This window comes from Actinopolyspora mortivallis, from assembly GCF_003001495.1.
GTDB lineage: Bacteria > Actinomycetota > Actinomycetes > Mycobacteriales > Pseudonocardiaceae > Actinopolyspora > Actinopolyspora mortivallis_A.
Genome location: NZ_PVSR01000036.1, coordinates 1 through 26,590, shown reverse-complemented (window position 1 = coordinate 26,590; position 26,590 = coordinate 1). Strand labels below are relative to the sequence as shown.

The 26,590-nt window shown below is 69.5% G+C and carries 23 protein-coding genes; 12 read left to right on the top strand and 11 right to left on the bottom strand.

Translation table 11 applies throughout. The features are described from left to right. Nucleotides 1-37: 37 nt before the first annotated feature. The 3 genes from CEP50_RS16250 to CEP50_RS16240 form a co-directional block, all read right to left on the bottom strand. Nucleotides 38-844: a class I SAM-dependent methyltransferase gene (locus tag CEP50_RS16250; RefSeq protein WP_106114800.1), complete on the bottom strand. Its 807-nt coding sequence runs from the start codon at nt 842-844 to the stop codon at nt 38-40. Further along, nucleotides 841-2,427, bottom strand: a complete 1,587-nt coding sequence (locus CEP50_RS16245) for a radical SAM protein (protein WP_106114799.1) — start codon at nt 2,425-2,427, stop codon at nt 841-843. Before CEP50_RS16245 ends, CEP50_RS16250 begins: the two co-directional genes overlap by 4 nt. Nucleotides 2,428-2,502: 75 nt before the next feature. Then, nucleotides 2,503-3,867, bottom strand: coding sequence for a dihydrolipoyl dehydrogenase family protein (locus CEP50_RS16240; RefSeq protein ID WP_106114798.1), 1,365 nt, complete (start codon nt 3,865-3,867; stop codon nt 2,503-2,505). Between the two features lie 216 nt (nt 3,868-4,083). On the opposite strand from CEP50_RS16240, the gene CEP50_RS16235 reads away from it, so the two are divergent. After that, nucleotides 4,084-4,407 (top strand): hypothetical protein, encoded by a 324-nt coding sequence (locus CEP50_RS16235; RefSeq protein ID WP_374957103.1) that lies wholly within the window; start codon nt 4,084-4,086, stop codon nt 4,405-4,407. 25 nt (nt 4,408-4,432) lie between these two features. On the opposite strand, the gene bla is transcribed toward CEP50_RS16235, so the two are convergent. Continuing rightward, nucleotides 4,433-5,335 (bottom strand): class A beta-lactamase, encoded by a 903-nt coding sequence (bla, locus tag CEP50_RS16230; protein WP_258175340.1) that lies wholly within the window; start codon nt 5,333-5,335, stop codon nt 4,433-4,435. Nucleotides 5,336-5,636: 301 nt separating this feature from the next. Between bla and CEP50_RS16220 the strand changes: the two genes are divergently transcribed. Then, entirely contained in the window at nt 5,637-6,692 is a 1,056-nt protein-coding gene (locus tag CEP50_RS16220) for a hypothetical protein (RefSeq protein ID WP_106114795.1), read from the top strand. A 20-nt stretch (nt 6,693-6,712) separates the two neighbouring features. Continuing rightward, nucleotides 6,713-7,102, top strand: coding sequence for a hypothetical protein (locus CEP50_RS16215; RefSeq protein WP_106114794.1), 390 nt, complete (start codon nt 6,713-6,715; stop codon nt 7,100-7,102). Between the two features lie 106 nt (nt 7,103-7,208). Here CEP50_RS16215 and CEP50_RS16210 read toward each other — a convergent pair whose 3' ends face one another. Continuing rightward, on the bottom strand, nt 7,209-7,958 hold the full coding sequence (locus tag CEP50_RS16210; RefSeq protein ID WP_106114813.1) for a class I SAM-dependent methyltransferase: 750 nt from the start codon (nt 7,956-7,958) through the stop codon (nt 7,209-7,211). A gap of 239 nt (nt 7,959-8,197) precedes the next feature. Here CEP50_RS16210 and CEP50_RS16205 point away from each other — a divergent pair, with 239 nt between their 5' ends. Together CEP50_RS16205 and CEP50_RS16200 are read left to right on the top strand one after the other, a co-directional pair. Beyond that, the gene (locus tag CEP50_RS16205) at nt 8,198-8,755 is read left to right on the top strand and encodes a peroxidase-related enzyme (protein WP_106114793.1); all 558 of its coding nucleotides are present in this window, start codon (nt 8,198-8,200) and stop codon (nt 8,753-8,755) included. A gap of 149 nt (nt 8,756-8,904) precedes the next feature. Continuing rightward, a complete protein-coding gene (locus CEP50_RS16200) occupies nt 8,905-9,603 on the top strand; it encodes a Crp/Fnr family transcriptional regulator (protein WP_374957102.1) in 699 nt (232 codons plus the stop codon). A 173-nt stretch (nt 9,604-9,776) separates the two neighbouring features. Here the strand turns inward: CEP50_RS16200 and CEP50_RS16195 are convergent, their stop codons facing one another. Continuing rightward, the gene (locus CEP50_RS16195; RefSeq protein WP_219905517.1) at nt 9,777-10,349 is read right to left on the bottom strand and encodes a DUF1440 domain-containing protein; all 573 of its coding nucleotides are present in this window, start codon (nt 10,347-10,349) and stop codon (nt 9,777-9,779) included. A gap of 447 nt (nt 10,350-10,796) precedes the next feature. Between CEP50_RS16195 and CEP50_RS16190 the strand changes: the two genes are divergently transcribed. From CEP50_RS16190 to dnaE, 4 genes are all read left to right on the top strand, one after another. Further along, on the top strand, nt 10,797-11,201 hold the full coding sequence (locus tag CEP50_RS16190; protein WP_106114791.1) for a carboxymuconolactone decarboxylase family protein: 405 nt from the start codon (nt 10,797-10,799) through the stop codon (nt 11,199-11,201). A gap of 328 nt (nt 11,202-11,529) precedes the next feature. Then, nucleotides 11,530-12,870: a TrkH family potassium uptake protein gene (locus tag CEP50_RS16185; RefSeq protein WP_106114811.1), complete on the top strand. Its 1,341-nt coding sequence runs from the start codon at nt 11,530-11,532 to the stop codon at nt 12,868-12,870. A 40-nt stretch (nt 12,871-12,910) separates the two neighbouring features. After that, nucleotides 12,911-13,549 (top strand): potassium channel family protein, encoded by a 639-nt coding sequence (locus CEP50_RS16180; protein ID WP_106114810.1) that lies wholly within the window; start codon nt 12,911-12,913, stop codon nt 13,547-13,549. Nucleotides 13,550-13,643: 94 nt separating this feature from the next. Next, complete coding sequence (dnaE, locus tag CEP50_RS16175) at nt 13,644-17,231, top strand: DNA polymerase III subunit alpha (protein ID WP_106114790.1); 3,588 nt, start codon at nt 13,644-13,646, stop codon at nt 17,229-17,231. Nucleotides 17,232-17,315: 84 nt separating this feature from the next. Here the strand turns inward: dnaE and CEP50_RS16170 are convergent, their stop codons facing one another. Further along, entirely contained in the window at nt 17,316-18,275 is a 960-nt protein-coding gene (locus tag CEP50_RS16170) for a siderophore-interacting protein (protein WP_106114789.1), read from the bottom strand. Nucleotides 18,276-18,526: 251 nt separating this feature from the next. Between CEP50_RS16170 and CEP50_RS16165 the strand changes: the two genes are divergently transcribed. The 3 genes from CEP50_RS16165 (at nt 18,527) to CEP50_RS16155 (ending at nt 22,164) form a co-directional block, all read left to right on the top strand. After that, nucleotides 18,527-19,249, top strand: coding sequence for a hypothetical protein (locus CEP50_RS16165; RefSeq protein WP_258175333.1), 723 nt, complete (start codon nt 18,527-18,529; stop codon nt 19,247-19,249). A gap of 414 nt (nt 19,250-19,663) precedes the next feature. Next, entirely contained in the window at nt 19,664-21,493 is a 1,830-nt protein-coding gene (locus CEP50_RS16160) for a phosphoenolpyruvate carboxykinase (GTP) (RefSeq protein ID WP_106114787.1), read from the top strand. A 416-nt stretch (nt 21,494-21,909) separates the two neighbouring features. Further along, on the top strand, nt 21,910-22,164 hold the full coding sequence (locus CEP50_RS16155) for a hypothetical protein (protein WP_106114786.1): 255 nt from the start codon (nt 21,910-21,912) through the stop codon (nt 22,162-22,164). A 12-nt stretch (nt 22,165-22,176) separates the two neighbouring features. Here the strand turns inward: CEP50_RS16155 and CEP50_RS16150 are convergent, their stop codons facing one another. From CEP50_RS16150 to CEP50_RS16135, 4 genes are all read right to left on the bottom strand, one after another. After that, nucleotides 22,177-22,932, bottom strand: coding sequence for an amino acid ABC transporter ATP-binding protein (locus CEP50_RS16150; protein ID WP_106114785.1), 756 nt, complete (start codon nt 22,930-22,932; stop codon nt 22,177-22,179). Next, on the bottom strand, nt 22,929-23,735 hold the full coding sequence (locus CEP50_RS16145) for an amino acid ABC transporter permease (RefSeq protein ID WP_106114784.1): 807 nt from the start codon (nt 23,733-23,735) through the stop codon (nt 22,929-22,931). Before CEP50_RS16145 ends, CEP50_RS16150 begins: the two co-directional genes overlap by 4 nt. 134 nt (nt 23,736-23,869) lie before the next feature. Beyond that, on the bottom strand, nt 23,870-24,670 hold the full coding sequence (locus tag CEP50_RS16140; RefSeq protein WP_258175331.1) for an ABC transporter substrate-binding protein: 801 nt from the start codon (nt 24,668-24,670) through the stop codon (nt 23,870-23,872). Between the two features lie 387 nt (nt 24,671-25,057). After that, entirely contained in the window at nt 25,058-26,482 is a 1,425-nt protein-coding gene (locus CEP50_RS16135) for a M20/M25/M40 family metallo-hydrolase (protein WP_106114782.1), read from the bottom strand. Between the last annotated feature and the right edge of the window lie 108 nt (nt 26,483-26,590).

Here is a 26,590-nt window from a genome sequence, read left to right as displayed (position 1 = left end):
GGGAAGCGTCCCGCCCCGGCGGGGGACGGTCGGCGGGTCAGGGTTTGCGGGCCACCGCGAGGGCGTAGCCGAGCACACCCTCGGCGGCCGCCTCGGCGGCGACGCGGGTGTGTTCGAGCACGGTGTCCACATTCACCCCGAGGGCCTCCAGCCGGTCGGGAACGGTCATGCGCAGCAGCCTGACCCGGGCGTCGATCGTGTCGATCATCCCGCGCAGAGCCCCGTCGCGCCGTTCGGTGTGCTCCACCCGCAGCCCCGCCCGGTTCAGCAGGGCGGCGTACTCGGACAGCGGCCGGGCGTCGGCGACACAGGCGATCCAGCCCGCCAGCGAGGCCAGTTCCCGAGGCAGCCCCCCTTCCCGCACGGTGACGTCGGCGATCCCCACCGCCCCGCCGGGGCGCAGCAGCCGGGCGAACTCGCCGGCGGCCACGGGTTTGTCCGGGAAGGTGCAGAAGGCGCACTCGCAGACCACCGCGTCGAACATCCCGTCGGGCAGCGGCAGCCGCTCGGCGTCGGCGGGGTGAAAGCGGACCCGCCCGGTGAGCCCGGCCTGCTCGGTGGCCTCCCGGCCCCGGCGCACCGTGTCCGCGTTGAGTTCGGTGGCCTCCACGCGGGCCCCGTACTCGTGGGCCAGCAGCCGGGCGGTGTCTCCGGGTCCGGCGGCGACGTCGACCACCCGGTCCCCCTCGGCCACCCCGAGTTTCTCGACCAGCGCCCGGGTCAACGCGCGCCCACCGGGGTGGTAGGACTCGCCGAGCACGAGCGCGACCGCGTCGTGCCCGTAGGCCGCCGCGCAGCAGTTCTTGAGCACGGCGGGATCGGTGGGAACGTTCTCCTCGGTCACGAGCCATCCCCCTCGCGGGAGGTCTCGGCGTCGGGGGCCGCGTTCTTCGAACCGTAGGGGGAGTCGACGACCACCTCGCGCAGTTCGGCCGCGTTGGGCACCACCCCGGCCACCGGCACCCCGGACTGCTCGGCCCGCACCCGCTCGCGGTAGCCCACGGAGTTGTAGGCACAGAAGGGGATCATCCGCCCGTCGGGGGTGATCTCCTCCACGCAGCACTTCATGAGCTGTCTGACGTTGAGCGTGTAGGGGTCCTGGAAGTCCTGCACCACGATCATGAAGGCCTTGTCGGCCAGTCCCCGGGCGGCTTCCGGCAGGTCGATGCCGCAGGCGCGGCACTCCGCTTCGGCTGCGGTGGTCTCCAGGCTCTCCGCCGTGGTCTCGGTTCCGGGGAACGCCGAGGCGCTCCACAGTCTCTCCAAAGCCCGACGCAGCTCCTGGTCGGGCAGCACCCGGTTGCTCACGTAGTCCAGGTAGTCGTCGACGTCGACCAACCGGGGGATCGGCACCACGTCGGTGCTGTCCTCCTTGTGGTCGACCAGCAGGTAGGTGATCGAGCGGCAGGTGGGGAAGCAGCACGGCACCGGGACGAAGTCGTCCCCGCGCAGCCACTCGGGGCACTGTTCGGCGATGCGTCCGATCACGTCGGAGTTCGTCATCCGGTTCAGCGGGTCGAACTCCACGTGCCGCCCCGAGTGGGTGACCGGCTGCAACGAGACCGAACGCACCGCCGGGTGCCGGACCCCGAAACGGATGATGTCACCGATCTCGTGCTCGTTGAGGCCGCGCTCCACCGCGGCGACCAGGGTGACGGTCAGCCCGGCCTCGGCGCAGTTGTCCAGGGCGCGGCGTTTGCGCTCCCGCAGGTCCTTGCCGCGCAGCGCGTGGTGGGTGGCCTCCTCGAACCCGTCGAACTGCAGGTAGATGTTGACCCGCTTGCCGGGACGGTTCCGTTCCCCCAGAGCCTGGACGAAGCGCCGGTCGGTGGCCAGGCGGATGCCGTTGGTGTTGAGGTTGACGGCCTTGACGGGCCGCTGCTGGGCCAGGTCGACGAAGTCGAGGATGTGCTTGTGGATGGTGGGCTCGCCGCCGGAGAACATCACCACCTCCGGCTCGCCCTCGGCCTCGACGAAGGTGTCCAGCATCCGCGCACACTGTTCGAGGGTGATCGAGTAGCCGTCCGGCTGGTGCCCGGAGTCGGCGAAACACACGGGGCAGTCCAGGTTGCAGGCGGTGTTGACCTCGATGATGCCCAGGCAGGCGTGCTGTTTGTGCTCCGGGCACAGCCCGCAGTCCGAGGGGCATCCCTCGGCGACCTCGGTCTGGAAGGTCAGCGGGATCGTGCCCGGTTTGTTGAACCGCGCGGAGTTCATGTAAGCCTGCGCGTCGCCGTAGACCAGCGCCTCGAACTCCCCGTGCTCGCGGCAGCGCTTCCGCAGGTACACCCTGTCGTCGCGGATGTTGACCTGGGCGTCGACCACCACCTTGCACACCGGGCAGACACTCCTGGTGAACTCCACGAACACCTCGTCGCGGTCGCGTTCGCGCCGGGCGGGTTCGACACTCTCGGACGGTTCGCTCATGCGGCAAGCCCACCAGCCCGGTGGGCGGTTCGCAGCGGAACTGTCCGCTCGCGGACACTTCGGTCCCCGCCGGGGTCACCCTTCGGCCACGGGTCGGGCGAGACGACCGTCGTGGCCGCCGACGAACTGCGCGGCGGCCTGCTGCACTGCCATCGACCAGCTCGGGTAGGCGTGCACCGTCTGGGCGAGCCGACCGGCGAACATGCCGGTGCGCAGCGCCAGAGCCGGTTCGTGGATCATCTCCCCGGCACGTTCGGCCACGATGCTCGCCCCCAGCACCCGGCCTCCGCCGAGACGTCCGACCACCCGGCGCGGCCCGGCGAACAGCTTGACGAACCCCTCCTCGGCTCCCGCGGTCACCGCGCGGTCCACCTCGCTCATCGGCAGGTGGGCGACTCGGGCGCCGCTGTCGTGGCCGAGCTCGTGCTCGCCCACCCCGACCGTGGCCACCTCAGGGGAGGTGAACACGACCTCCGGGGCCGTGGCGGGGTCGAACGTGGGGCGCCGCACCCGCCGCGCACCGGCCAGCACGGCCACCCGCCCCATCGCGTAGGCACCGTGGGTGTGGCCGAACAGCCCGGTGACGTCCCCGGCAGCGGAGACCCCCGGCACCCCGGTGTCCATGTGCCGGTCCACCGAAACCCACCCGCCGTCGGTGCGTACCCCGATCCGCTCCAGGCCCAGCCCGGCGGTGTCCGCTCGCCGCCCGGTGGCCACCAGCAGCCGTTCGGCCCGCGCCGTCTCCCCGTCGGCGAGCTCCACCAGCACCTTCCCGTCCGCCGCGCGCACGGCCCGTGCCGGGGTTCCCGTGCGCACCCGGACTCCCTCGGCGAGCAGCCGTCGCGTCAGCACGGCGGAGGCGTCCGGGTCCATCCCGGGAAGCAGCCGCGAGGCCCCCTCCAGCAGCGTGGTACCCACCCCCAACCGGGCGAGGGCCTGGGCGAGTTCGCAGCCGGCCGCGCCCCCTCCGAGCACCAGCAGCGAGGCGGGTGTGTCGGTCAGTTCGAACAGGGTGTCCGTGGTGAGGTGCGGAACCTTCTCCAACCCGGGGAGGTCCGGGACGGCCGGGCGGGATCCGGTGGCCAGCACGACCCGTCCGGCGGTGAACCGGCGCCCGTCCACCTCGACGGTCCGCGCGGTGCGGAAACGCGCCCGCCCCCGCACGACGTGGATCCCCCGTTCCCGCAGCACCCCCTCGTCCTCCGTGGCCGCCAGCCGACGCACCGTCGCCCGCGCCCGCTCCATCGCCGCCGGGAAGGACAGTCCGGTGGCGGCCGCCCCGATCAGCGTCTTCGACGGCACGCAGCCGGTGAACGTGCAGTCCCCGCCGGGCGGGCCCTCGGTGACCAGCAGCACGCGACTTCCGGACCGCCGGGCGGTCTCCGCGGCGGCCAGTCCGGCCGCGCCCCCTCCGAGCACCAGCACGTCACAGTCGGTCATGACCGCCAGCCAACCACGTTCCGGACGGGATTTCGCGCCGGTTGTCCGCCCGCTGACACTTCGCGTGCGCGTGCCGTCCGGCAGGAGTTGCACTGACGGTGTCCCCGACACGACCACGGGGGCGCGTTTCACGCGGAAAGAACCACCCCGGAGGTGCTCGTGACACCCGACCAACGAACATCCGAGCGCGGCGGACCCCGCACGGCACGGTTGCCGATGTGGCGGATCGGGGTCACCGGCGGGCTCGTCGGCATCCTGTGCTGCGTGGGTCCTGCGATGCTGGCGCTGCTGGGCGTGGTCGGGGCGGGCACCGCGTTCGTGTGGGCCACCGACCTCTACGACAACTACGCCTGGTGGTTCCGGCTGGCCGGACTGGCGGTCATGGCCCTGCTGGTGTGGATCGCCCTCCGACGGCGCGACCACTGCGACCTCGCGGGAGTGCGCCGCTGGCGCCGACGACTGGCCGGGACCGCGCTGATCGCCGTGGCCACCTACGCGGGGCTGTACGCGCTGACCACCTGGCTGGGAACCCTGGCGTAGGTTCCGTGACCGTCTCACGCGACGGTCACTCCAGCATGTCCAGGGTGGTCCGCGCGGCCTCGGCGACGAGGGCGTCGTCGTACTCGGCGTCCTCATCGGACTTGCTCGTCATCACGACGAGCACGATCGGGTCGCGCTCCGGCGGGTAGAGGACCGCGATGTCGTTGCGGGTGGCGTACTTTCCCGCACCGGACTTGTCCTCGATCTCCCAGCCCTCGGGCATTCCGGCTTGGACGAGCTCCTCGGTCAACGGCGGGTTCCGCATCGCGCCGCGCAGGATCTTCCGCTTCTCCGGGGCGAGCGCGTCCCCGAGCACGACCTCGCGCAGGTTCGCGGCCAGGGCGCGCGGGGTGCTGGTGTCCCGGACATCCCCCGGTTCGGCCTCGTTCAGCTCGGGCTCGTAGCGGTCGACGTGCGAGGTGGTGTCGCCGAGTTCGCGCAGTTCCCGTTGCAGGCCCTCCGGGCCGCCGAGCTCGCGCAGCAGCAGGTTCTGCGCGGTGTTGTCGCTGACGCGGAGCGCGGCCCGCAGTACCTCGCGCAGCGTCATGCCGCTGTCGACGTGTCTCTCGGTCACCGGCGAGTACGGCACGAGGTCCGCGCGGGTGTAGGTGATCCTCCGGTCGAGATCCTCGACGGTGTTGCGGCGCAGCACGGCCGCGGCCGTGAACGTCTTCATCGTGGAGCAGAAGGCCCAGCGTTCGTCGGCGCGGTGCGTGACGATCTCCCCGCTGCCGGTGTCGAGCGCGTGAACACCGAGCCGCGCCCCGAAACGCTGCTCCAGACGTGTGAACTCGGCCCGCACGGTGTTTTCCGGCCGCTGCGTCGTGGTGGGCCGTGTTCCGGGTTCCCGGCGGGCGGCCTGCGGCGCGCAGCCCACCAGCGCCAGCAGTACCAGCAACACCGAAGCGGTTCTGAGGAAGTCTCGCATCACTTCTCCGTTCCCGGTCGTGTCACGCACCCCGACCGACGACCCCGCTCTGACCACTTCGGGCGAGTTCGACCGGGTTGCTCGGCTGCCACGAGTGATCGGCCCATTCGGCTCCGAGCGAGCACCACTGGATCACTCGAAAGAGTGGCATGATCATGACTTCGTTGTCGCAATCGAGAAAGATATTCATAATCAGTGGTGTCTGGCTCCCCGAGCGGGACACCGAATCGACGAAAAGCCACACGACACGTTCCCCACACCCCGGAACGTGTCCCGTTCTCCCGAAGGCAGCTCCACGACGATGACAGTACCGGCGAGTGCCCCGGCCTATGACGTCGACACCGTCAAACGCCACCTGATAACACCGCAGAATCTGGCCGAACTGGGAATCACCGAAGAATCCGTCCGCGACATCCTGAAAAGGGACGAACTGAAACACAACGGACAGTCACCGACCGGGCTGTCCGTCAACGAAACGACTTTCGGGGAGTTCTCCGGGCCCACGGCGGCCGATCGCGGCTGGATGGCCTACATGAACATCGGCGCGCCCCTGGTGGAGGAGCGCAGCGACATCACCCAGCCTCCCCCGGACGTGCTGTCCACCCGCGCCTACGTGAACCGTGCCGAAGGGGTGGCCCGCCACTTCGAGGACACCGTCGAGTTCTCCATCTCGAACACGATCAGCTGGTCCGTCGAGGGGACGGCACAACTCACCTTCGGGGCCCGCACCAGCGCGGAACTGGAAACGCAGATCCAGAAGAGCCTGCAGAACAGCGTGCAGAGCACCACCTCGCACAACAACATCAACCACCAGCACCCCGAGAACCAGGGCTCGGAAACCCAGGACCGCACGGAGAAGTCGACCACCAACACCACCACGGACACCGCGATCGGCGCGGCCAGGGGTACCTCGGAACTGTTCGCCCAGCTGATGCTCGGCATCACCGCCTCGGTCAGCGGCTCGCTCACCACCTCGTGGAGCTCACGCTCCACCATCTCCGGCGACATCCCGGGCGGACAGCGCGTGGAAACCCTGGCCACCCAGCGGCGACAGGTGAAGCAGTACACCTACGAACTCCCCGTCACCTTCGCGGGCTACGTCGCCCTGCACTACCCCGACCGGGCCCCCGTCCGGGAACTCACCCTCCAGGACTTCGAACCCGAGGGTGCCGAGGTCGTCGCCCGCGACATCCGGTTGCTCGGCCTGGTCGAGCACGGCGAACAGTACCGGCCGAAGGGCATCGCCGAGACGGTCTCGGCCCTCGACGTGGAACACACGGCCTTCGCCCCCGAACGCATTGCTCCCGCCGCCGAACAGCTGAACGAGAAACGGCCGCACAACCTGGGCCGAGCCTGACACCCCACGAGGACGACACCATGGTCTTTCAGAACATCTTCGGCGCCGCCCAGCAGACCTCCCGGTCCGGCACGAGCACCGAACAGGAACTCGCCGACCACATCCCGCTGCGCTCGGCGTGCGTGCCCCAACACGACCCGATGCACCAGCAGCCCCCGGAGGACACGGGGGAACCGCGGGATCCCAAGATCGTGCGGGAGACCTCCCCGGAGGCACAAAGCGTGCTCGGCCTGGTCACCGCGCTGACCGGCACGACCCACCAGGCCGCCGGCCAGCAGAGCACCTTCGCCGCCGACCCGGCCTCGACCGTGGAGGCCGCCGCGCCGGTCATGCACGAAGCCCACCGGACGACACGGAAGGCCCCGGAGAATCTCAACCGGGACGAGCGGGACTCCGACACGCGGGAGTGAGTTCCCGGCCACGGGACCCGCGCGGCGGCGGACCCCGTGGCTCTCCGGGAAGAGCCGTCGGAAGGCACGCGGAGAACGGGCCGAGGGTGCCCCGTCGACCGCCCCCCTACGGACGGGCGAGCACACGCCGCAGCGGGATCGGCAGCCTCCGACCCGGCCGTGCCCAGGCCGCCAGGGACTCCCGCGCGGCGGCGATCCGCTCCGGGCTCGTGTCGGGCAGGTAGAGGCCGTCGAGCAGCGTTCCCAGCGCCTCCGCCGAGTCCACCGGGAACCCGAACACCCGACGTCGGCTGGACAGCACCCGGAATCCCCGCTCGGCCAACAGCCCACCGAGACCGTCGCAGGCCCCGGGGTTGGGCCAGGACTGGCCACGGACCCCGAGGGCACGCAGCACCCGCGCCCACGCCGGCAGACCACGCGGGTCGAACCCGAGCCGAGCGGGAACCAGCGCCGCGAGGAGCCCGTCGGGGCGCAGCACCCGGCGAACCCGCGCCAGCACCCCGTCCAACGGGGTGAGCAGCTGCAAGGACATCGCCGCGCAGACCACATCGGCGGAGCCCCCGGCGAACGGCAACGCCTCCGCGTCGGCCCGGACGAGCGGACCGCGTCCCCGCGCGGCGGCCACCGCCAGCTCACCGGCGCTGCCGTCCACCCCCACCCACCGGTGCCCGGGCAGCCGGTCCCGGGTGGGAGCCGAGCCGCAGGCCAGGTCCACGATCCACCCCGTGGTGGTCTCCAGCGGCTCGGTCAACCATCCGTAGGGATCCCCCGCGCAGCGGGTGAGCACCCGCTCGGTGACGCCGGAGCGCTCGTCGTGGAAGGCGGACAGGTAACCGCGCCAGTCCCCCTCGTCCATGGACACCCCCGGGGCTCGCCTCGGAAGACCGTTCGGTCAGGACACCGCCATGCCGGGACGAGGCCGGACCTCCCGCGCGGCGGACAGAACACGAGATTCACGTTCCCGCCGGAATGACCAACGGTTTTCGGAATATACCAGGAATGTCCCCGATTCGGGACCGTTCCAGTGATTCCGCGTCACCTTTCCGGCGCATTTCACGCTGTGTCCAGCTAACTCACGGCAGTAGGGTCGCGACCATGCCACACATCGACACCCAGAACGAACAACCCGGAATTCTCGGACTGATTTCCTACCGTCCCCGCACGGGCCGTGCCCTGACCGAGCTGGCCGACGCGTTGCTCCGGGACGAGCAGGGCCTGTCCCGGGGAGAACGCGAACTGATCGCCGCGGCCGTCTCGTCCGGCAACGGCTGCACCTTCTGCGCGGCCTCCCACGGCGCGTTCGCCGCACACCAGATCCCCGGCGGGAACGAGGCGGTCGAAGCGGCGTGCGCGAATCCGCACCAGGCCGCGCTGCCCGCGAGAACGCGCGCCCTGTTGAACCTGGCCGAGGACGTCCGCAAAGGCGGGCGGGAAGTGACCGAGCAGCGCGTCGCCGAGGCCCGCGAGGCCGGTGCCGACGACGTGGACATCCACGACACGGTGCTGATCGCCGCGGCGTTCTGCATGTTCAACCGCTACGTCGACGGGCTGAACGCGAACCTCCCCGACGACGAACGCTTCTACGAGGAGCTGGCACGAGCGATCACCGAACACGGGTACACGGCCGCGGTGTCGAACGAGCCGCCCGGCTGACAGGGTTCCGCCGCACGGTACGTCGCTTTCGCGTGTCACGCCCGGTCTCCCGCCGTCGAGTCCTCCGCGAGGAGAGGGGCCGCTGTGACTGCCACCATGTGGTCGTGACTTCCTCCGATTTCCCCCAGTCCGGCTTCCTGCACCGGGCCATGCGGCTGCTCGGTCCGGCGGACGCCGACGAGACGGCCCTGCGGCAGGCCGCCTGGGTGGCCCGCTGCGTCGGCCGGGGAGACGCGTCACCGTTGGGCTCCCAGGACGTGACGGCGCTGGCCGCGTTCCTGCGAACCCGACGGTTCGCCCGAGGTGAGCGGCTGTTCGGAGGCGAGCACGAGCCCCGGGGGGTGTGGATCATCCAACGGGGTCGGGTCGAACTCACCGTCGGATCCGGGCGGCGCCGCTCGGTGGTGCACGTGCTGCATCCCGGGGACGTGGACGGGGACATCCAGCACCTGCTGGACATGCCCTTCCCCTACACCGGCCGCGCCCTGGACGAGGGAACCGCCCTGCTGCTCGACGCCGACGGGTTCGAACGCCTGCTGGCCGAACGGCCCGCGATCAGTCGGCGCTGGCTGTCCAGCATCGCCCAGCGGCTGGCCACCAGCCAACAACGCATCCTCGGACTGCTCGGGCGCTCCCTGCCGCAGCAGGTGGCCCGGCTCCTGCTCGACGAGGCCGTGGAAGGACAGGTACTGCTGCCGCAGCGCACCCTCGCGGCCATGATCGGGGTGCAGCGTCCGTCGCTGAACAAGGTCCTCAAGGACTTCGAACACCGCGAGCTGATCGCCATCGGCTACGCCACCATCGACCTGCACGACACCGAAGGACTGGAGAAACGGGCCGTTCCCTGAAGGGAGCCCGTCGGATCACCCCGGGCCAACGCTGACCGATGTGGACTCCTCCGTCGTGGAACGCACCGACCGAGGGCGGCGAGTGCCCCTCGGTCAGTGCGTTTCCCACGACCACCGTCCCTGGGGAGGGGTGAACCGGCCCGGGGACGTGGTGTTCGGCTGCCGCGACCGGATCAGTGCGCGCCCCTGCGCCGGAACAAGTACAGGCACAGCGCGGTGACGACGCCGAAGACGAGATGGCCGAGGAGTTTCGGCACGGTGGACATACCCAGCTGCAACACCGGCATCCCCAGCCCGGCGGGCAAGAGGATCAAACCGCCGACGACCCACAGCACCACGCCGTAGGCCACGCCGAAACCGAGCAACGGTCCCACTCTCGTGGAACCCGTGAGCAGCCCGAAGACGACGCCGAAGAAGGCGGAGATGACCAGGTGCACCACACCGCCGACCAGCGCACTGTCCGAACCGACCAGACCAGCGATCATGGACAGCGTCCCCATCATCGCCATCATGATCCCGAAGACGACACCGCCGCCCAGACCGGCCAGCGCACCACCGGCGGCCTGGGTCAACAGCGTCCGTTGCGAGGACATCGTGGTGGACATGTCCGTGTTTCCTTCCCGAAGCAAATGGGGCGCGGACTCGCGCACGGTGGCGCGTACGTCCCGCATCCCGGGGTTGACCAGTGCGGTGTCACCGACGAGGACGGTCGGAACGGTCTCGTCCCCGCCGGTGGCTCGGCGCACCCGAGCACCGATGCCGGGCGAACTCCCCTCCTCTCGAGGAAGGCCCCGGCGGCGAAGGCCACGAGGTCCTTGGTCCGGAGTGCCGGAGGAAAGCGAGCACACTCATCCCACCTCGGGTTCCTGGCGAGCACCCGACCGCGATACACGGCACGCAGCATGGGAGACCTCCTCGGGCTCGGTCGGTCCCATTACAGTCCCGTCCCGCGCCGCGCGGGGCACCAACTGTCAGCGTGGTGACACGATGGGTTCTTCCCCACCGGTATGCACCGCCCCCTCGGAACGACTGGCTTCGGGTGCGAGGGAGGGCGGCGGTGTGTCCGCGCGCTTCACGGTCGCGACCCCGCGTGGAAACGACGGTTTCCGGCCGGGACCAGCCGCTCCCGCTTCGACGAACACGGTTGCCCGGTCCCGCACACCACGGAGTCCTGGGCGAGGAAGGAGGAGAACATGCCACGCATCCCGGTTCACTCGGTCGAGGACGCTCCCCAGCAGTCCCGGCAACGTCTCCAGCAGCTGCGGGACCAGTTCGGCACGGTGCTCAACATCCACGGCGAGATGGCCCACTCCCCGGTGGTGCTGGCCGCCTACGGCGGGATCCTGGACGCCATCACCGAGCACGGCACCTTCGACGCCCCCACCCGCGAGGCCATCGCCCTGGCCGTGGGTAACACCAACGACCGCGGCTACTGCCAGTCGGCCCACACCCAGGGAGCCAAGGCGGCGGGCTGGTCCGAGACCGAACTCACCGAGCTGTTCGCCCCCGTGCTGGTCAACATCTTCACCAACTACTTCAACCACTACGCCCGGACCGAACTCGACATCCCCGCCGCCCCGGCGGTGCCCTCCCGGTAGCACTTCCGCCGGGCACCACGGGGAAATCACCCGCCCTCTCACCGAGGAGCGCCAGCAACCGTTCACCCCGGCGAGCGAACACGCCGGCAGCACCGAACGGTACGGAGCGTCCTGTCCTCCGACCTCCGAGTGACGCCCCGGAAGGGGTCTCTTCCGCGCCGCGCTGTCCCCCCATCGTCGGAGACGTGGTGTGGAACACGAGACCCTGAGAAGGAGCAGTGCGGAGGCGTAGGTTGCGCCGTTGATGTCGTGGCTCGGCGACCGCACCCGAGGGCGGATGTCGCGGCGGCTGTGGGGCGCCGCCGGAGGAGTGATCCGTGGCGCGCGGATGATGCTTCCGACCCATGGGCACCCGGCCCGCGTGGTGGTGTTCGGTTTCGCCACGGTGATCCTGGTGGGCACCGTGCTGTTGATGCTGCCGGTCTCCGCCGAGAACGGCCAGCTGACCCCGTGGGTGACGGCGGTGTTCACCTCGACCTCGGCGGTGTGCGTGACCGGGTTGATCGTGGTCGACACCCCAGGGCACTGGTCCACCTTCGGCGAGGTCGTGATCATGGGGCTGATCCAGGCCGGAGGACTCGGCATCATGACCCTGGCCTCACTGCTGGGGCTGGTGGTCAGTCGTCGGTTGCGGCTGCGAGTGCAGCGCAGCGCCCAGACCGAGACGAAAACCCTGGACCTGGGTGAGGTGCGTCGCGTCGTCCTCGGCGTGATCAGCCTGAGCCTGATCATGGAAGCCGCCACCGCCGTCGTGCTGACCATGCGGATGGTGCACGCCTACGGCTACTCGTGGGCGCACGGCAGCTACCTGGGAGTCTTCCACGCGATCTCGGCGTTCAACAACGCCGGTTTCGCGCTGTACCCGGACAGTCTGATGCGGTATGCCACCGACGGGTGGATCTGCATACCGATCGTGGTCGCCTTCGTGCTCGGCGGGCTCGGCTTCCCCGTACTGTTCGAGATCGCGCGGCACCTGTGGGCGCGCGGATACCGCCGCTGGTCACTGCACGCCCGGATCACCCTGCTCGGCTACGGGATGTTCGCCCTCGCCGGAACGGTCCTCATCACCGGTCTGGAGTGGAGCAACCCGGCCACCCTGGGCGACTTCGGCACCGACGGCCGCCTGCTGGTGGGAATGTTCCACGGACTCACCCCCCGCACGGCGGGGTTCAACACCCTCGACGTCGGCGAGATGCACCCGGCGACACTGCTGGTCACCGACGTGCTGATGTTCGTCGGCGGCGGCAGCGCCGGAACAGCGGGCGGGATCAAGGTGACCACCTTCGCGCTGCTGGCCTTCGTCATCCTCGCCGAGGCCCGCGGCGAACCCCAGGTGCACATCGCAGGGCGACGGATCTCCAACGAGGTCGTCCGTCAGGCGCTGACCGTGGTGCTGGTGGGGGTGGCGCTGGTGTTCCTCGCCACGTTGGTGCTGCTGATGCTGACCCCGTTCGGGCTGGACGCCGTGCTGTTCGAGTCCGTCTCCGCCTTCGGCACCGTGGGCCTGTCCACCGGCATCACCGGTGAGCTTCCTCCCCTGGGGGAACTGCTGCTGGTGGTGCTGATGTTCACCGGCAGGCTCGGTCCGATCACCCTGGCCTCGGCACTCGCGCTGCGGGAACGCGGGCGCCGGTACGACCTGCCCGAGGAGCGACCCATCGTTGGCTAACCGCATCCATCACACACACCACACGAACAGGGACAACCGGATCGTGGTCATCGGTCTGGGCCGTTTCGGCGGTTCCCTGGCCCAGGAACTCACCCGACACGGTTCCGAAGTGCTGGTCCTGGACAACCGGCCCCACCTGGTGCAGCAGTTCTCCGACGCGGTCACCCACGCGGCCGTGGCCGACACCACCGACCCCGAGGCGCTGCGCCAGCTCGACGTACCCGGTTTCCGCCGCGCGGTGGTCGCCATCGGCGACGACCTGGAGGCCAGCATCCTGACCACCTCGCTGCTGTCCGACCTCGGAATCAGCTGTATCTGGGCCAAGGCGACCAACCGCCAGCACGGACGCATCCTCGAACGGGTGGGCGCCCACTACGTCGTCCTGCCCGAGCACGACATGGGCGAGCGGGTGGCCCACCTGGTCACCGGGCGGATGCTGGACTACATCCAGGTCGAGGACGACTACGCCATCGTCAAGACCCGAGCTCCCAACATCACCGTCGACCAACCGCTCAACGGAAGCAGGGTGCGCAGCAAGTACGGCGTCACCGTGGTGGGCATCAAACGACCCGGCGAGGGGTTCACCCACGCCACCCAGGACACGGTGCCGCACCACGGCGACATCCTCATCGTCTCCGGCCGCTCCCACGAGGTCGAACGCTTCGCCGATCTCACCTGATCGCTCACCCGCGAGTGGCCCCCTCGTCCGGCACGGAGCCCGGGGCTTCGCTAGCGTCGAAGCCGCCCAGCAGACTTTCCCCGAAGGAGTTCTGGTGCCGGAGCAGTTCGCTCACCTGCATGTGCACACCGAGTACTCGATGCTCGACGGTGCGGCCAAGCTGGACCCGCTGTTCGCGGAGGCCGAGCGGCTCGGCCAACCGGCCGTGGCCATGACCGACCACGGGAACATGTTCGGAGCCCACGACTTCTACAGCCGGGCGCGGAAGTCGAACGTGAAACCCATCATCGGCATGGAGGCCTACGTCGCCCCCGCCAGCCGGTACCACAAGAAACCGGTGTTCTGGGGCAAGGCCCGCACCAACGAGGACGGCGAGTCCACCGAGACCGGCGGCGACGTCTCCGGCGGCGGTTCCTACACCCACATGACCATGTGGGCCCGTAACGCCACGGGGCTGCGCAACCTGTTCCGGCTGTCCTCGCTGGCGTCGTTCCAGGGCTACTACCGCAAGCCCCGCGTGGACCGGGAACTGATCGCCGAGCACGCCGAGGGGATCATGGCCACCACCGGCTGCCCCTCCGGCGAGGTGCAGACCAGGCTGCGGCTGGGCCAGTACCGCGAGGCGTTGCAGGCCGCCTCGGACTACCGGGACATCTTCGGGGAGGAGAACTTCTTCCTGGAGCTGATGGACCACGGCCTGCCCATCGAGAAGAACGTCCGCGAGGACCTGCTGCGGATCCGCTCCGAACTCGGGCTGACGCCGGTGGCCACCAACGACAGCCACTACGTCACCGCCGACCAGGCCGAGTCCCACGGCGCGTTGCTGTGCGTGCAGACCGGCAAGACGCTGAGCGACCCCAAGCGGTTCAAGTTCGACTCCGACGACTTCTACCTGAAGTCCGCCGAGGAGATGCGCGAGTACTGGGACAAGGAGGTGCCCGGTGCCTGCGACGCGACCCTGGAGATCGCCGAGCGCGTCGAGTCCTACGAGGACGTCTTCGCCGAGAAGGACCGGATGCCGCGCGTTCCCCTGGCACCCGGCCAGACCGAGGAGGAGAAGCTCCGCGAGGAGGTCGAGCAGTACATCCCCACCCGCTTCCCGAACGGGCTCACCGACGAGTACCGCCAGCGGGTGGAGTGGGAACTCGAAGTGATCTGCGGCAAGGGCTACGCCTCCTACTTCCTGGTGGTGGGCGACCTGGTCCGCTGGGCCAAGTCCCACGGCATCCGCGTGGGACCCGGCCGGGGCAGCGCCACCGGCGCTCTGGTGTCCTACATCCTGCAGATCATCAACCTGGACCCGATCGAGCACTCGCTGATCTTCGAGCGGTTCCTCAACCCGGAACGCGACTCCCCACCGGACATCGACCTCGACTTCGACGATCGCCGGCGCGACGAGGTGATGGCCTACACCCGCGACACCTACGGTCAGGAGAACGTCGCCCAGGTCATCACCTTCGGCATGATCAAGACCAAGGCGGCGCTGAAGGACGCGGCCCGCGCCCATCACGGACAGCCCGGTTTCGCCATCGCCGAGAAGATGTCCAAGGCCCTGCCACCCCCGGTCTCGGCCAAGGACATCCCGCTGGAGGGGATCGTCGACCCCCAGCACGAGCGGTACCAGGAAGCCGCCGAGATCCGCTCGATGATCGAGAACGACCAGGAGATCGCCCAGATCTTCAACACCGCCCGCGGGCTGGAGGGGCTGATCCGCAACGCGGGCGTGCACGCCTGCGCCTACATCCTGTCCAGCGAACCCCTGCTGGACGTGCTGCCGCTGTGGATGCGCGAGGACGGCGCGATCATCACCGGCTGGGACTACCCCGCCTGTGAGGAGATCGGGCTGCTGAAGATGGACTTCCTCGGGCTGTCCACACTGACGATCATCGAGGACGCCATCCGCGCCGTGCAGAAGAACCACGGCATCGAGATCAACCTGGACACCCTGGGGCTGGACGACCCCGAGACCTACGAGCTGCTCTCGCGCGGCGACACCCTCGGGGTGTTCCAGCTCGACGGTGGTGGGATGCGCACCCTGCTCAAGGCGATGAGCCCCTCGCACTTCGGCGACGTCTCGGCGGCGCTGGCGCTGTACCGGCCCGGACCGATGGCGGTCAACGCGCACATGGCCTACGCCGAGCGCTCGAACGGGCGCGCGACGATCACCCCGATCCACCCCGAGCTCAAGGACGCCCTCGACCCGATCCTCGGGGAGAGCTATCACCTGCTGGTCTACCAGGAGCAGGTGATGGCGATCGCCCAGCAGCTGGCCGGCTACAGCCTCGGCGAGGCCGACCTGCTACGCAAGGCGATGGGCAAGAAGAAACCCGAGGTCATCGCCAAGGAGTCCGAGAAGTTCCTGGCGGGGATGAAGCAGAAGGGCTTCTCCGACGAGGCGGCCCAGACGCTGTGGGACACGATCCTGCCCTTCGCGGGCTACGCCTTCAACAAGTCCCACACCGCCGGGTACGCGATGGTGTCCTACTGGACCGCCTACCTCAAGGCGCACTACCCGGCCGAGTTCATGGCCGCGCAGCTGACCGCCAACGCCAACGACAAGGACAAGAGCGCGGTCTACCTCTCCGAGTGCCGCCGCATGAACGTGCGGGTGCTGCCGCCGGACGTCAACGAGTCCGACGTGCAGTTCGCCGCGGTGAACGGCAACATCCGCTTCGGGCTCGGCGCGGTCCGCAACGTGGGCACCGGGGTGGCCCGCGCCATCATCGACGCGCGCCGGGAGAAGGGGGAGTACACCTCCTTCGCCGACTTCCTCCAGAAGGTCCCGGCCAACGTGTGCCAGAAACGGGTGGTCGAGTCGCTGATCAAGGCCGGCGCCTTCGACTCGTTCGGCGTCCCCCGCCAGGCACTGGTGCGGGTGCACGAGGAGGCCGTCGACGCGGTCTCGGGCATCAAGAAGCACGAGGCGATGGGGCAGTTCGACCTCTTCGGCGGGGGCTCCTCCGACGACTCGGCCGAGACCTCTCCCCTGGCGCACCTGACCTTCGACACCCAGGAGTGGCCCCGCAAGCAGCTGCTCGCCTTCGAGCGGGAGATGCTGGGGCTGTACGTCTCGGCCCACCCGCTGGACGGTGCCCAGGGGATCCTGCGCAAGCACGCGCCGAAGCCGATCGCCACGATCAAGCACGAGGCCCCCGCCGAGGGCGAGATCACGCTCGCCGGGATCATCTCCTCCGTGGACCGCCGGGTCAGCAAGAAGACCGGGGAACCGTGGGCGATCGTGACCATCGAGGACCTGGACGCCAGCATCGAGGTGCTGTTCTTCGCCAAGGCCTACGCGGCCTTCGGGGAGGAGCTGGTCACCGACGCGGCCGTGGCCGTCAAGGGGAAGGTGAACTGGCGCGACGACATCATGTCGGTGTTCGCCAGCGGTCTGACCACGCTGGACATATCCTCGGCCGAGTACAACCCCGTCGACGGGGAGCTGCCGTTCGTGTTACGGGCCGACGCGACCAAGGTGGACAAGGAGACGGTGGCCGAACTGCGCTCGGCGCTGTCCGCCCACCGGGGGGAGACCCCGGTGCAGGTGGTGATCGCCGGGAACCGCGAGACCCGCATGGAGCTGCCCGAGGACTACTCCGTGCGGATCTCCAACACCCTGCTCGGCGAGCTCAAGGGCATCCGGGGGGTCACCGTGCTGGACACCACCGGGGTCGGCGTCTGAACGTGTCCGCGCGAACCGCCCGGAGGGGTGTTCCACGTGGAACACTCGTCCGGGCGGGTTCTCCGCCACGGGGCTCCCGCGTGCTCAGCGGCGTCCCGCGCGCCAGTAGCCCATGAAGGCCACCGAGCCACGCGGCACTCCGTAGTCGTGCACGGTCATCCGGCGGAGTCGTTTGATGACCCCGGCCTCGCCGGCCAGCCACCCGTAGAGCTCGCCGCCCTCCACGTCGACCCTGCCGGAGAGCTCGGGGATCTCCCACAGCAGCGAGCTGTCCACGTCCACGTCCTCCAGGGCGCACGTGGCGGCACCGCAGCCGTTCTCCCCGCGGAACTCGCGCAGCACCGCGGCGAGTTCGTTCTCCAGCAACCGGCCGTGTTCGGCGGAGTCCCTTCCCCTGGGCAGCCAGCGGACCTCCATGCCGTCCGGCACGCGCCAGGGCTGGACGTCGTCCTCGGTGGGCACCTCCAGGCAGGCGACGCCGCACGCCTCGGGGGGAAGGGACTCGAGGATGGCCCCGACCGCCGGGATGGCCGTCTCGTCACCGGCCAGCAGCAGCCTGCGCGCCGTGGGGGGAGGGCACCACTCGCAGCCCCACATGCGCCCCGAGCCGGGGCGGTCCGGGCCGAGCAGCGCCACCCGGTCCCCGGGGGTGGTGGTGGCCGCCCAGTTGGAGGCGGGGCCGCCGGCGTCCTCCTCCGAACCGTGCAGCACGAAGTCGATGTCCAGCTCGCCGACCTCCGGTCGGAACGCCCGCACCGTGTAGGTCCGCATGATGGGCCGGATCTCCTCGGGCATCGCCTGCCACTCGGCGTACCAGTCCGGGCCGGTGGGCACGTCGTCGACCGTCCGCCCCGGCGCGGGCAGCATCAGCTTGATGCGCTGGTCGGCCCCTCCCGCTCCGAAGGAGCGGAGCTGGTGTCCGGCGACCGTCACGCGCACGAAACTCGGACTCAGTCTCTTCCGGGCGACCACCTCGGTGAAGTAGACCCGGTACTCGGGTTTGTGGTTCTCGCGGCGGGTCCTTGTCTCGAGCGCGGTGGTCATGAAACGGTCCTCCCGCTTCGCTGGGGCGATACGATCCGGCGTGAGTAAGGTTAGCCTATACTTAATCTTGGGGCGACACTAACACCACGCGTGCCACGTCACACCCCGGGCACGACCTCGGGCGTGTCCACGGGAAACGGGCGGACCACCTCCGGACCGCGACCACGGCCCAGCCGGAGGGAACCGGAAGGGGGCGGGCCACGTCCCAGCCAGCGAACGAGACCGCGACGGCGAGAACGGGAGTGCCGGTCATGTACGTGGAGGACACCGGAACGGGCGACGGTGACATCGACATCCCCATGAACGGCTCCGAGCACACCGCCGAGGCCAACTACGACCTGGACCGCGACGGGATCGACGAGACCGTCGGCGTACTCACCGAGGACGGCTACCTGGCCTACACCGACTCGGACTCCGACGGCACCGCCGACCTCCTGCGCACCGTCGACGAGCAGGGCACCGTGCTCAGCCGGTCCCGCTTCGACGAGGAAACCGGGCAGTGGGTCCCCGAGCAGTCGGACGGGTCCGAACACCGGGACCGGCCGGAACGGGATCCGCGTTCGGCACTCGACGGGGACCCGATGGTGGTGGACACCCCCGCCGGCGACCGGCACGTCGGCCCGCCCACCGAGGACACCGACAACGACGGCAGGGCGGACACCACGGTGGTGGACACCGAGGACGGGCAGATGCTGGTCACCGACGTCAACGGGGACGGCGCGGCCGACCAGATGGTGCGGATCAGCGACACCGGTCGGATCACCGTGGCCCGGCACACCGGCGACGGGGAATGGACCGTCCTCGAACACGGCGGGCTCGACGGCACCCCCACCGAGAGCTCCGGTGCCGGCGCCCCGGTCACCGGAACCGAGGACTGGCTGTGGGAGTCCCCCGAGACCGGGCAGAACCCCCGGTCACAGCCCTGCCCCGCTCCCCGGCGGGCCGATCCGGCCGAGGACTCCTTCTGGGAATAATCCGCGCCGAAAAACGAAACAATCGCCGAGAATCCGCGAGCGCCGTCCTAAACACATGACGGAAAAAATGTGTCACAGAACACACCGAATTCGGTTGAAAACGCTCCGGCGCCCTGGCGCGAAGACCGCCAACCCCTCCACCGTGCCGGAAAACGTGCACCCGGCCGGGGCGGCGACACGCGAATTTCCGCGAATTCCGGCGAACTGAATCGATTCCCTTATCGTTCCTGTGAGGGAACCGACAGGGCTGATCTCCGTCAACGGGCGGGCGTCCGGTTAGTCTCGGTGCATCCCCTTCGCGCTTCGCCCGGATATTCCGGGCGGGGCGAAGTATTCCCTGAAAGCACTGTCGGCCGGTGCGTCGACGAGACGGAAGAATCCGGGCTGTGGCGCCCAGTCAGGAGACACGACGCGATGACCGCTTTGACCATCCCCGGTCTCGACCAGGCACCCGTGAAACACGAACGCCTGCTGTCATGGGTACGCGAGGTCGCGGAACTGACCACGCCCGAACAGGTCGTCTGGTGCGACGGCTCCCAGGAGGAATGGCAGCGACTGACCGACCGACTGGTCGAGGCGGGCACCTTCAAACGGCTGGACGAGTCGAAGAAACCCAACTCGTTCTGGACGGTCTCCGACCCCAGTGACGTCGCCCGCGTCGAGGAGCGCACCTTCATCTGCTCCCGCGACAAGGCCGACGCCGGGGTGACGAACAACTGGATGGACCCCGACGAGATGAAGGCCACCATGACCGAGCTCTACCGGGGCTGCATGCGTGGCCGGACGATGTACGTCGTCCCCTTCTGCATGGGTCCGGTCGAGGCCGACCCGCCGCGCCTGGGCGTGGAGATCACCGACTCCGAGTACGTCGTGGTCTCGATGCACATCATGACGCGGATGGGCCAGCGGGTGCTGGAGCGCTTCGCCGAGGACGAGGACGTCGAGTTCGTGCCCGCGCTGCACTCGGTCGGTGCCCCGCTCGAACCCGGTCAGCAGGACGTGCCGTGGCCGTGCAACGAGATCAAGTACATCACGCACTTCCCGGAGGAGCGGCTGATCTGGAGCTTCGGCTCCGGCTACGGCGGCAACGCCCTGCTCGGCAAGAAGTGCTACTCGCTGCGGATCGCCTCGGCCATGGCCCGCGACGAGGGCTGGCTAGCCGAGCACATGCTGATCCTGAAGCTGATCTCGCCGCAGAACAGGGTGTACTACGTCGCCGCGGCCTTCCCCTCGGCCTGCGGCAAGACCAACCTGGCCATGCTCGAACCGACCATCCCCGGCTGGCGGGTCGAGACGCTCGGTGACGACATCGCGTGGATGCGCTTCGGCGAGGACGGGCGGCTCTACGCCGTCAACCCGGAGGCGGGCTTCTTCGGGGTCGCCCCGGGAACCAACTGGAAGACCAACCCCAACGCGATGCGCACCATCGAGAAGGGCAACTCCATCTTCACCAACGTCGCGCTCACCGACGACAACGACGTGTGGTGGGAGGAGATGGAGAACCAGCCGCAGCACCTGACCGACTGGAAGCGCCAGGACTGGACCCCGGAGTCCGGCGAGAAGGCCGCCCACCCCAACTCGCGGTACTGCACCCCGATGTCGCAGTGCCCGATCCTGGCGCCGGAGTGGGACGACCCGCAGGGCGTGCCGATCTCGGCCATCCTCTTCGGGGGACGCCGCAAGACCACGATCCCGCTGGTCAACGAGGCCTTCGACTGGCAGCACGGGGTGTTCATGGGGGCCACCCTGTCCTCGGAGAAGACCGCCGCCGCAGCGGGCAAGGTCGGCGAGGTCCGGCGCGACCCGATGGCGATGCTGCCGTTCATCGGCTACAACGTCGGCGACTACTTCCAGCACTGGGTGAACATGGGCAAGGAGGCCGACGCCTCCAAGATGCCCAGCATCTACTACGTCAACTGGTTCCGCAGGGACCCCTCCGGCGAGAAGATCGTCTGGCCGGGCTTCGGGGAGAACTGCCGCGTGCTCAAGTGGATCGTGGACCGCCTGGAGGGCAACGCCGCCGCCGAGGAGACCCCGATCGGCCGCGTGCCCACGGCCGACCAGCTCGACCTCACCGACCTGGACGCCACCCGCGAGGAGGTCGAGCAGGCGCTGCGGGTGGACCGCTCCGAGTGGCTCGAGGAACTTCCGCTGATCGAGGAGTGGTTCGACACCATCGGTGAGTCCCTGCCCACCTCGATGCGGGACGAGCTGGAGGCGCTCAAGCAGCGCCTCGGCCAGTGACGGACTCCGTCGCCCGAACCCCGGTGTCGTGGGACGTGGACACCGCCGACCGTGCGGGTGTTCCCGGTTCCCGGGAGCGCCCGCACGGCGGGTCACGTTCCGCGTTCACGCCGCGCGTTCCGGGGTCGCGACACACCCCCGTCGGGTGATTCCCTGATCGACCTCCGCGCAAGCGGTATCACCCGAAAGGGTGTTTTCGCGCATACCTCCGCGCCGTTTCCGGAGACCGCGACCGCCCTCTCGGCCGGTGCGCCGGGAAAACGCCGGAAACGAACTTCTCTCCGCTTTTTCTCCACGTAGAAACACTCAGTGTCAACGCGGGAAAACCGATTGGTTTCCCCGGCGAAGAACGGGGCACACTCGAGCGCACCCGAAAACCGGAAAGACTACGCAAAACACACCCCGGGAGGTGTGTCATGGTCGATCTGGCAATGGTCGCGCTCGTGCTCGTGGCGCTGTTGGCGGTCTGGCTGTTCCTCCGCGGGCCGGAGAGCGGGGCCCGCGACCGACGGAGGGACTCGCCCCCGCACCGGCGATCCGAAACGGCCCCGCCGCGCCGACGGCCCCCGGCCGAGCACTCCGAGAACACCCACGGCCCCCGCGCCTACCGGGCCAAGCTGCTCGGCCGACGGCCCACACGCCCCCACGAGCCCCCGTCCGGAGGAGGATGAGCTCCGGGGAACTCACTCCCCCGCGTGGGTCGGGTCGAGCACCCGGGCCAGGAACCCGCGCGTGCGCTCCTGCTTGGGCGCCCCGATGACCTCGGCCGGGTCCCCCTGCTCGACGATGACGCCACCGTCCATGAACAGCACCCGGTCGGCCACCTCCCGGGCGAACTGCATCTCGTGGGTGACCACGAGCATGGTCATCCCCTCGTCGGCCAACCGCCGCATCACACCCAGCACGTCCCCGACCAGCTCGGGGTCCAACGCCGAGGTGGGCTCGTCGAACAGCATCACGTCGGGGTTCATCGCCAGTGCCCTGGCGATACCGACCCGCTGCTGCTGTCCCCCGGACAGCTGGGCGGGCATCGCCGTCGCCCTGTCCGCCAGCCCGACCCGCTCCAGGTTCTGCCGGGCCACCGACTCGGCCTCGTCGCGGGAGCGCCCGAGCACCTTGCGCTGGGCCACGGTCAGGTTGTCCAGCACCGACAGGTGCGTGAAGAGGTTGAACTGCTGGAAGACCATGCCGATGCGCGTGCGGGCCGCGTCGATGTCGGTGTCCGGGTCGGTCAGCTCGATGCCGTCCACGACGATCCGACCGCCGGTGGGCTGTTCCAGCAGGTTGACGCAGCGCAGCAGGGTGGACTTGCCCGAGCCGGAGGGTCCGATCACGCAGACGACCTCACCCGCCTCGATCCGCTGGTCGACCCCGCTGAGCACCTCGACCTGTCCGAAGGACTTGCGCAGCCCGGTGATCTCGATCTTGATCTCGCTCATGCACCGCTCCCCTGTCCGCCTTTGCCGCCGGGACCGAACCTGCGTTCCAACCGCTGTTGCAGCACCGACAGCGGAATCGTGATCACCAGGTAGCACAGCCCCACCACCAGGATCGGGGTCATGCTCTCGTAGCTGGTCAACGCCGACCTGCCGAACTGGGTCAGCTCCTGCTTGGCCAGTGTCGCGCCGAGCACGAAGGCCAGCGAGGAGTCCTTGGTCAGCAGGATCAGCTCGTTGGTCAGCGGAGGCAGGATGATCCGGAACGCCTGGGGGATGACCACGGTCGTCGTCGCCCGGGCGTGGGACATGCCCAACGAGCGGGCCGCCTCCAGCTGGCCACCGGGCACCGCCTTGATCCCGGCCCGGATCGTCTCGGCCATGTAGGCGGAACCGACGATCCCCAGCGAGAGCATGATGGTGAGGTTGCGGTTGAGGTTGAACCCCTCGAAGGCCGTGGGGATGCCGAACCCCACGGACAGGAACACCAGCAGCGCGGGCAGCCCGCGGAAGAACTCGATGTAGGCCCCCGAGATCCACCGGTAGGGCCCCACCGAGGACAGCCGCATCAGCGCCAGCAGCAGCGCCACCCCCAGTCCGAAGGCGAACCCCAGCGCGGTGTAGACCACCGTGTTCAGCAGTGCCGTGGTGATCACGCTCGGGAACAGCGCGCGGGCCACCTCGACGTTGAAGAAGTACTCGCCGATCTTGTTCCAGTCCGCCAGCACGGCGCCCACGACCACGACCGCGAGCAGGATCACGTACTGCACGCCGCGCCCCACCTTGGCGCGCTGACGTTTGCTCATCCCGCCCTTGGCGGGGCGAGTTGCTTCTGCCATCGCAGACTCCAGGACCGTCGTACCGGGGCGGACCGGCGGCCTCGGCCCCGGTACGCGCGGCGATCACGCAGGGTTGTCGGTGTGCGGTGCGAAACGGGTGTTCACTCGGGAGGCGCGGTTCCGAACCACTTCTCGTACAGCCGGTCGTAGGTGCCGTCCTCCTTGGCCCTGGCCAGCACCTCGTTGATCTTCTCCCGCAACTCGTCGTTGCCGGTCTTGACTCCGAAGCCGTAGACCTCGCCGGTGTCGAACTCCTGGACGACCGCGAAGCCGGAGTTCTTCTTCTCGTAGTCGCGGAGCACGAAGTCGTCGCTGATCACCGCGTCGATCTGCCCGTTCTCCAGGGCGGCCAGCAGCAGGCCGAGGTCGGGGTACTGCTTGACGGTGATCCCCATCGGCTCGGCGTTCTCCCGGGCGTACTGCTCGCCGGTGGTGCCCTTCTGGTAGCCGACGGTCTTGCCCTCGAGCTGCTCCAGCTTCTCGACACCGGAGTCCTTCGGCACGAGCAGCGCCTGGGTGGCCTCGAAGTACGGCTCGGAGAAGTCGAAGTTCTTCTCCCGCACGTCGGTGATCGTTATCGCCGAGGCGGCGATGTCGCAGTTGCCCACGTTGAGGGCCTGCCCCGACTGGATGGTCTCGAAGGGAGCGGTGGTGACCTCCTGCGGGACTCCGAGGTCCTCGGCCACCAGGTCCACCAGGTCCATGTCGAAGCCGACGATCTCGCCGTCCTTGTTGGACTCGAACGGTTTGTAGGGCGGGTTGGTGCAGGTGGTCAGCTGCCCCTCCCGCACCAGCGGGACGCCCTTGGCCTCCCCGCCGTCGCTGCCGCAGCCCGCCACGGCCGCGACCAGTGCGAGCGCGGGCAGGACGGCCACGGCCCGCGAGATCCTCCGACGCGCCACGGTGTCACTCCTCCTCGACGGGAATCCGGATGCTGGGATACTGCCATCCGCCGGGGCCATCGGACATGGCCTCACGCGTTTCGATCACGTCAACTTCACTCGGAAGCGGGACAGTCACGCAGCGCATGAACACGCAACGTTCATCGACCCGTTTCCGCCGGACCCATCCCTCAGCGGACGAGATCGAGTTCAGCGACCGCGATAGCGGCCACTACGATACCTTTTCCCTCGAAAGGGTGATACAGCGAGGGGCGCAACGCCGTCACCAAGCGTGATCGCGGGCACCCGCGCCCGAGGCGGCGCCGGTACGGACCCCGAACAGCGGTTCCCGAGGACCACCGCCTCCGTGGGCGCGTGGCTCCGGCCCGTCCGGCACCGCCGGGAGGCTCACCGCCGCGCGTGCGCCTCCAGCACGTAGGCCACCGCACTGGTCACCCGGGCCGCGTAAGCCAGGTCCAACGACTCGTCGGGCACGTGGGCGTTGCTGTGCGGACCCAGCGCCCCGGTGACCACGAACTGCGCCCCCGGATAGCGCTCGTGCAGCAACCCCATGAACGGGATCGAACCACCCAGCCCCATGGTGCGCCACTCGGCACCGAAGACCTCGGAACTGGCCCGGTCCAGGGCCGCAGACAACCAGGGGGCCGTCTCCGGGGCGTTGAAGCCCTGCCCGGCCTCCCCGTCGTCGAACTCGACCCGCGCACCGTAGGGCACGTCCGCCTCCAGCGCGGCACGCACGGCCCGCAGCGCCGCGTGCGGATCCGCCGTGGGCGGAAGCCGGAAGCTCAGGTCGAGCGTGGTGTGCGAACGCAGCACGTTCCCCGCGTCCTCCGGGCACGGCAGCCCCTCGGCACCGATCACCGTCAGTGTGGGGCGCCACCAGTTGTTCAGCGCCAGCTCCACCTCGTCCTCGTGCATCAGCCGCAGCCCCTCGGGCCGGGGCACCGAGCCGCGAACCAGACCGGGCGCGGCCTCCACCCCGGCGCGGACCTCGGCGAGCCGGTTCTCCGGGACCCGCACGGTGAGCTCCGGCAGCAGGATCCGCCCGGTGTCCGGGTCCTCCAGCCGGTCCAGCAGGCGCCGGGCGATGCGGAACGAGTCGGGAACCAGGCCGCTGGCCGCACCGGAGTGCTGCCCCGCCTCCAGCACCCGGACGGTGACGTTCAGCTGCACCATCCCGCGCAGCGAGGTGGTCAGCCAGAGGCGTTCGTAGTCCCCACCGCCGGAGTCCAGGCAGACCACCAGACCGACCCGTCCCAGCCGCTCGGAGAGGTGGTCCAGGTAGGCGGGCAGGTCGGGACTGCCCGACTCCTCCCCCGTCTCCAGCAGCAGCACGCAGCGCTGGTGGGCGCCCCCGTGGGCGCGCAGCGCCTCGATCGCCGTGACGGCGGCGTAGCCGGAGTAGCCGTCGTCCACGGCGCCGCGTCCGTAGAGCCTGCCCTCGTGCACCACCGGCGTCCACGGGCCGAAGCCCTCCGACCAGCCCTCCATCGGGGGCTGCTTGTCCAGGTGCCCGTACAGCAGCACGGTCTCGGCCGACTCCGCGGAACCGTCGCCGTGGGCGGGCACGTCCACCAGCAGCAGCGGGCTCCGGCCCGGCAGCCGCACGACCTCGGTGCTCGCACCGGCGATTCCCCGGGCCTCGATCCAGGAGCGCACGTGCTCCACCACGGCGTCCAGGTGACCGTTGGCCTCCCAGTCGGAGTCGAACCCGCCGGAGACCGCCGGGATCTCGACCAGCCGACACAGGCTGGGCAGCACGGCGGACTCCCACTGCTGACGAACGAAGGTATTCACTGCTGTGCGATCCACGCCGCGATCGTATGCCCGTGTTCCGGCACGACCACGGTCGGTGGGTTCAGCCCCCGCCCCCGCCCCTGCCCCTTATACACATCTTACGCTCCCGACGACCCCCCGGGT

What these genes read in the sequence shown, in the direction of transcription:
- CEP50_RS16245 (WP_106114799.1), bottom strand. Translation starts at nt 2,427, where the DNA reads ATGAGCGAACCGTCCGAGAGTGTCGAACCCGCCCGGCGCGAACGCGAC.
- CEP50_RS16240 (WP_106114798.1), bottom strand. Translation starts at nt 3,867, where the DNA reads ATGACCGACTGTGACGTGCTGGTGCTCGGAGGGGGCGCGGCCGGACTG.
- CEP50_RS16235 (WP_374957103.1), top strand. Translation starts at nt 4,084, where the DNA reads ATGTGGCGGATCGGGGTCACCGGCGGGCTCGTCGGCATCCTGTGCTGC.
- bla (WP_258175340.1), bottom strand. Translation starts at nt 5,335, where the DNA reads ATGCGAGACTTCCTCAGAACCGCTTCGGTGTTGCTGGTACTGCTGGCG.
- CEP50_RS16220 (WP_106114795.1), top strand. Translation starts at nt 5,637, where the DNA reads ATGACAGTACCGGCGAGTGCCCCGGCCTATGACGTCGACACCGTCAAA.
- CEP50_RS16215 (WP_106114794.1), top strand. Translation starts at nt 6,713, where the DNA reads ATGGTCTTTCAGAACATCTTCGGCGCCGCCCAGCAGACCTCCCGGTCC.
- CEP50_RS16210 (WP_106114813.1), bottom strand. Translation starts at nt 7,958, where the DNA reads ATGGACGAGGGGGACTGGCGCGGTTACCTGTCCGCCTTCCACGACGAG.
- CEP50_RS16205 (WP_106114793.1), top strand. Translation starts at nt 8,198, where the DNA reads ATGCCACACATCGACACCCAGAACGAACAACCCGGAATTCTCGGACTG.
- CEP50_RS16200 (WP_374957102.1), top strand. Translation starts at nt 8,905, where the DNA reads ATGCGGCTGCTCGGTCCGGCGGACGCCGACGAGACGGCCCTGCGGCAG.
- CEP50_RS16190 (WP_106114791.1), top strand. Translation starts at nt 10,797, where the DNA reads ATGCCACGCATCCCGGTTCACTCGGTCGAGGACGCTCCCCAGCAGTCC.
- CEP50_RS16185 (WP_106114811.1), top strand. Translation starts at nt 11,530, where the DNA reads ATGATGCTTCCGACCCATGGGCACCCGGCCCGCGTGGTGGTGTTCGGT.
- CEP50_RS16170 (WP_106114789.1), bottom strand. Translation starts at nt 18,275, where the DNA reads ATGACCACCGCGCTCGAGACAAGGACCCGCCGCGAGAACCACAAACCC.
- CEP50_RS16165 (WP_258175333.1), top strand. Translation starts at nt 18,527, where the DNA reads ATGTACGTGGAGGACACCGGAACGGGCGACGGTGACATCGACATCCCC.
- CEP50_RS16160 (WP_106114787.1), top strand. Translation starts at nt 19,664, where the DNA reads ATGACCGCTTTGACCATCCCCGGTCTCGACCAGGCACCCGTGAAACAC.
- CEP50_RS16155 (WP_106114786.1), top strand. Translation starts at nt 21,910, where the DNA reads ATGGTCGATCTGGCAATGGTCGCGCTCGTGCTCGTGGCGCTGTTGGCG.
- CEP50_RS16150 (WP_106114785.1), bottom strand. Translation starts at nt 22,932, where the DNA reads ATGAGCGAGATCAAGATCGAGATCACCGGGCTGCGCAAGTCCTTCGGA.
- CEP50_RS16145 (WP_106114784.1), bottom strand. Translation starts at nt 23,735, where the DNA reads ATGAGCAAACGTCAGCGCGCCAAGGTGGGGCGCGGCGTGCAGTACGTG.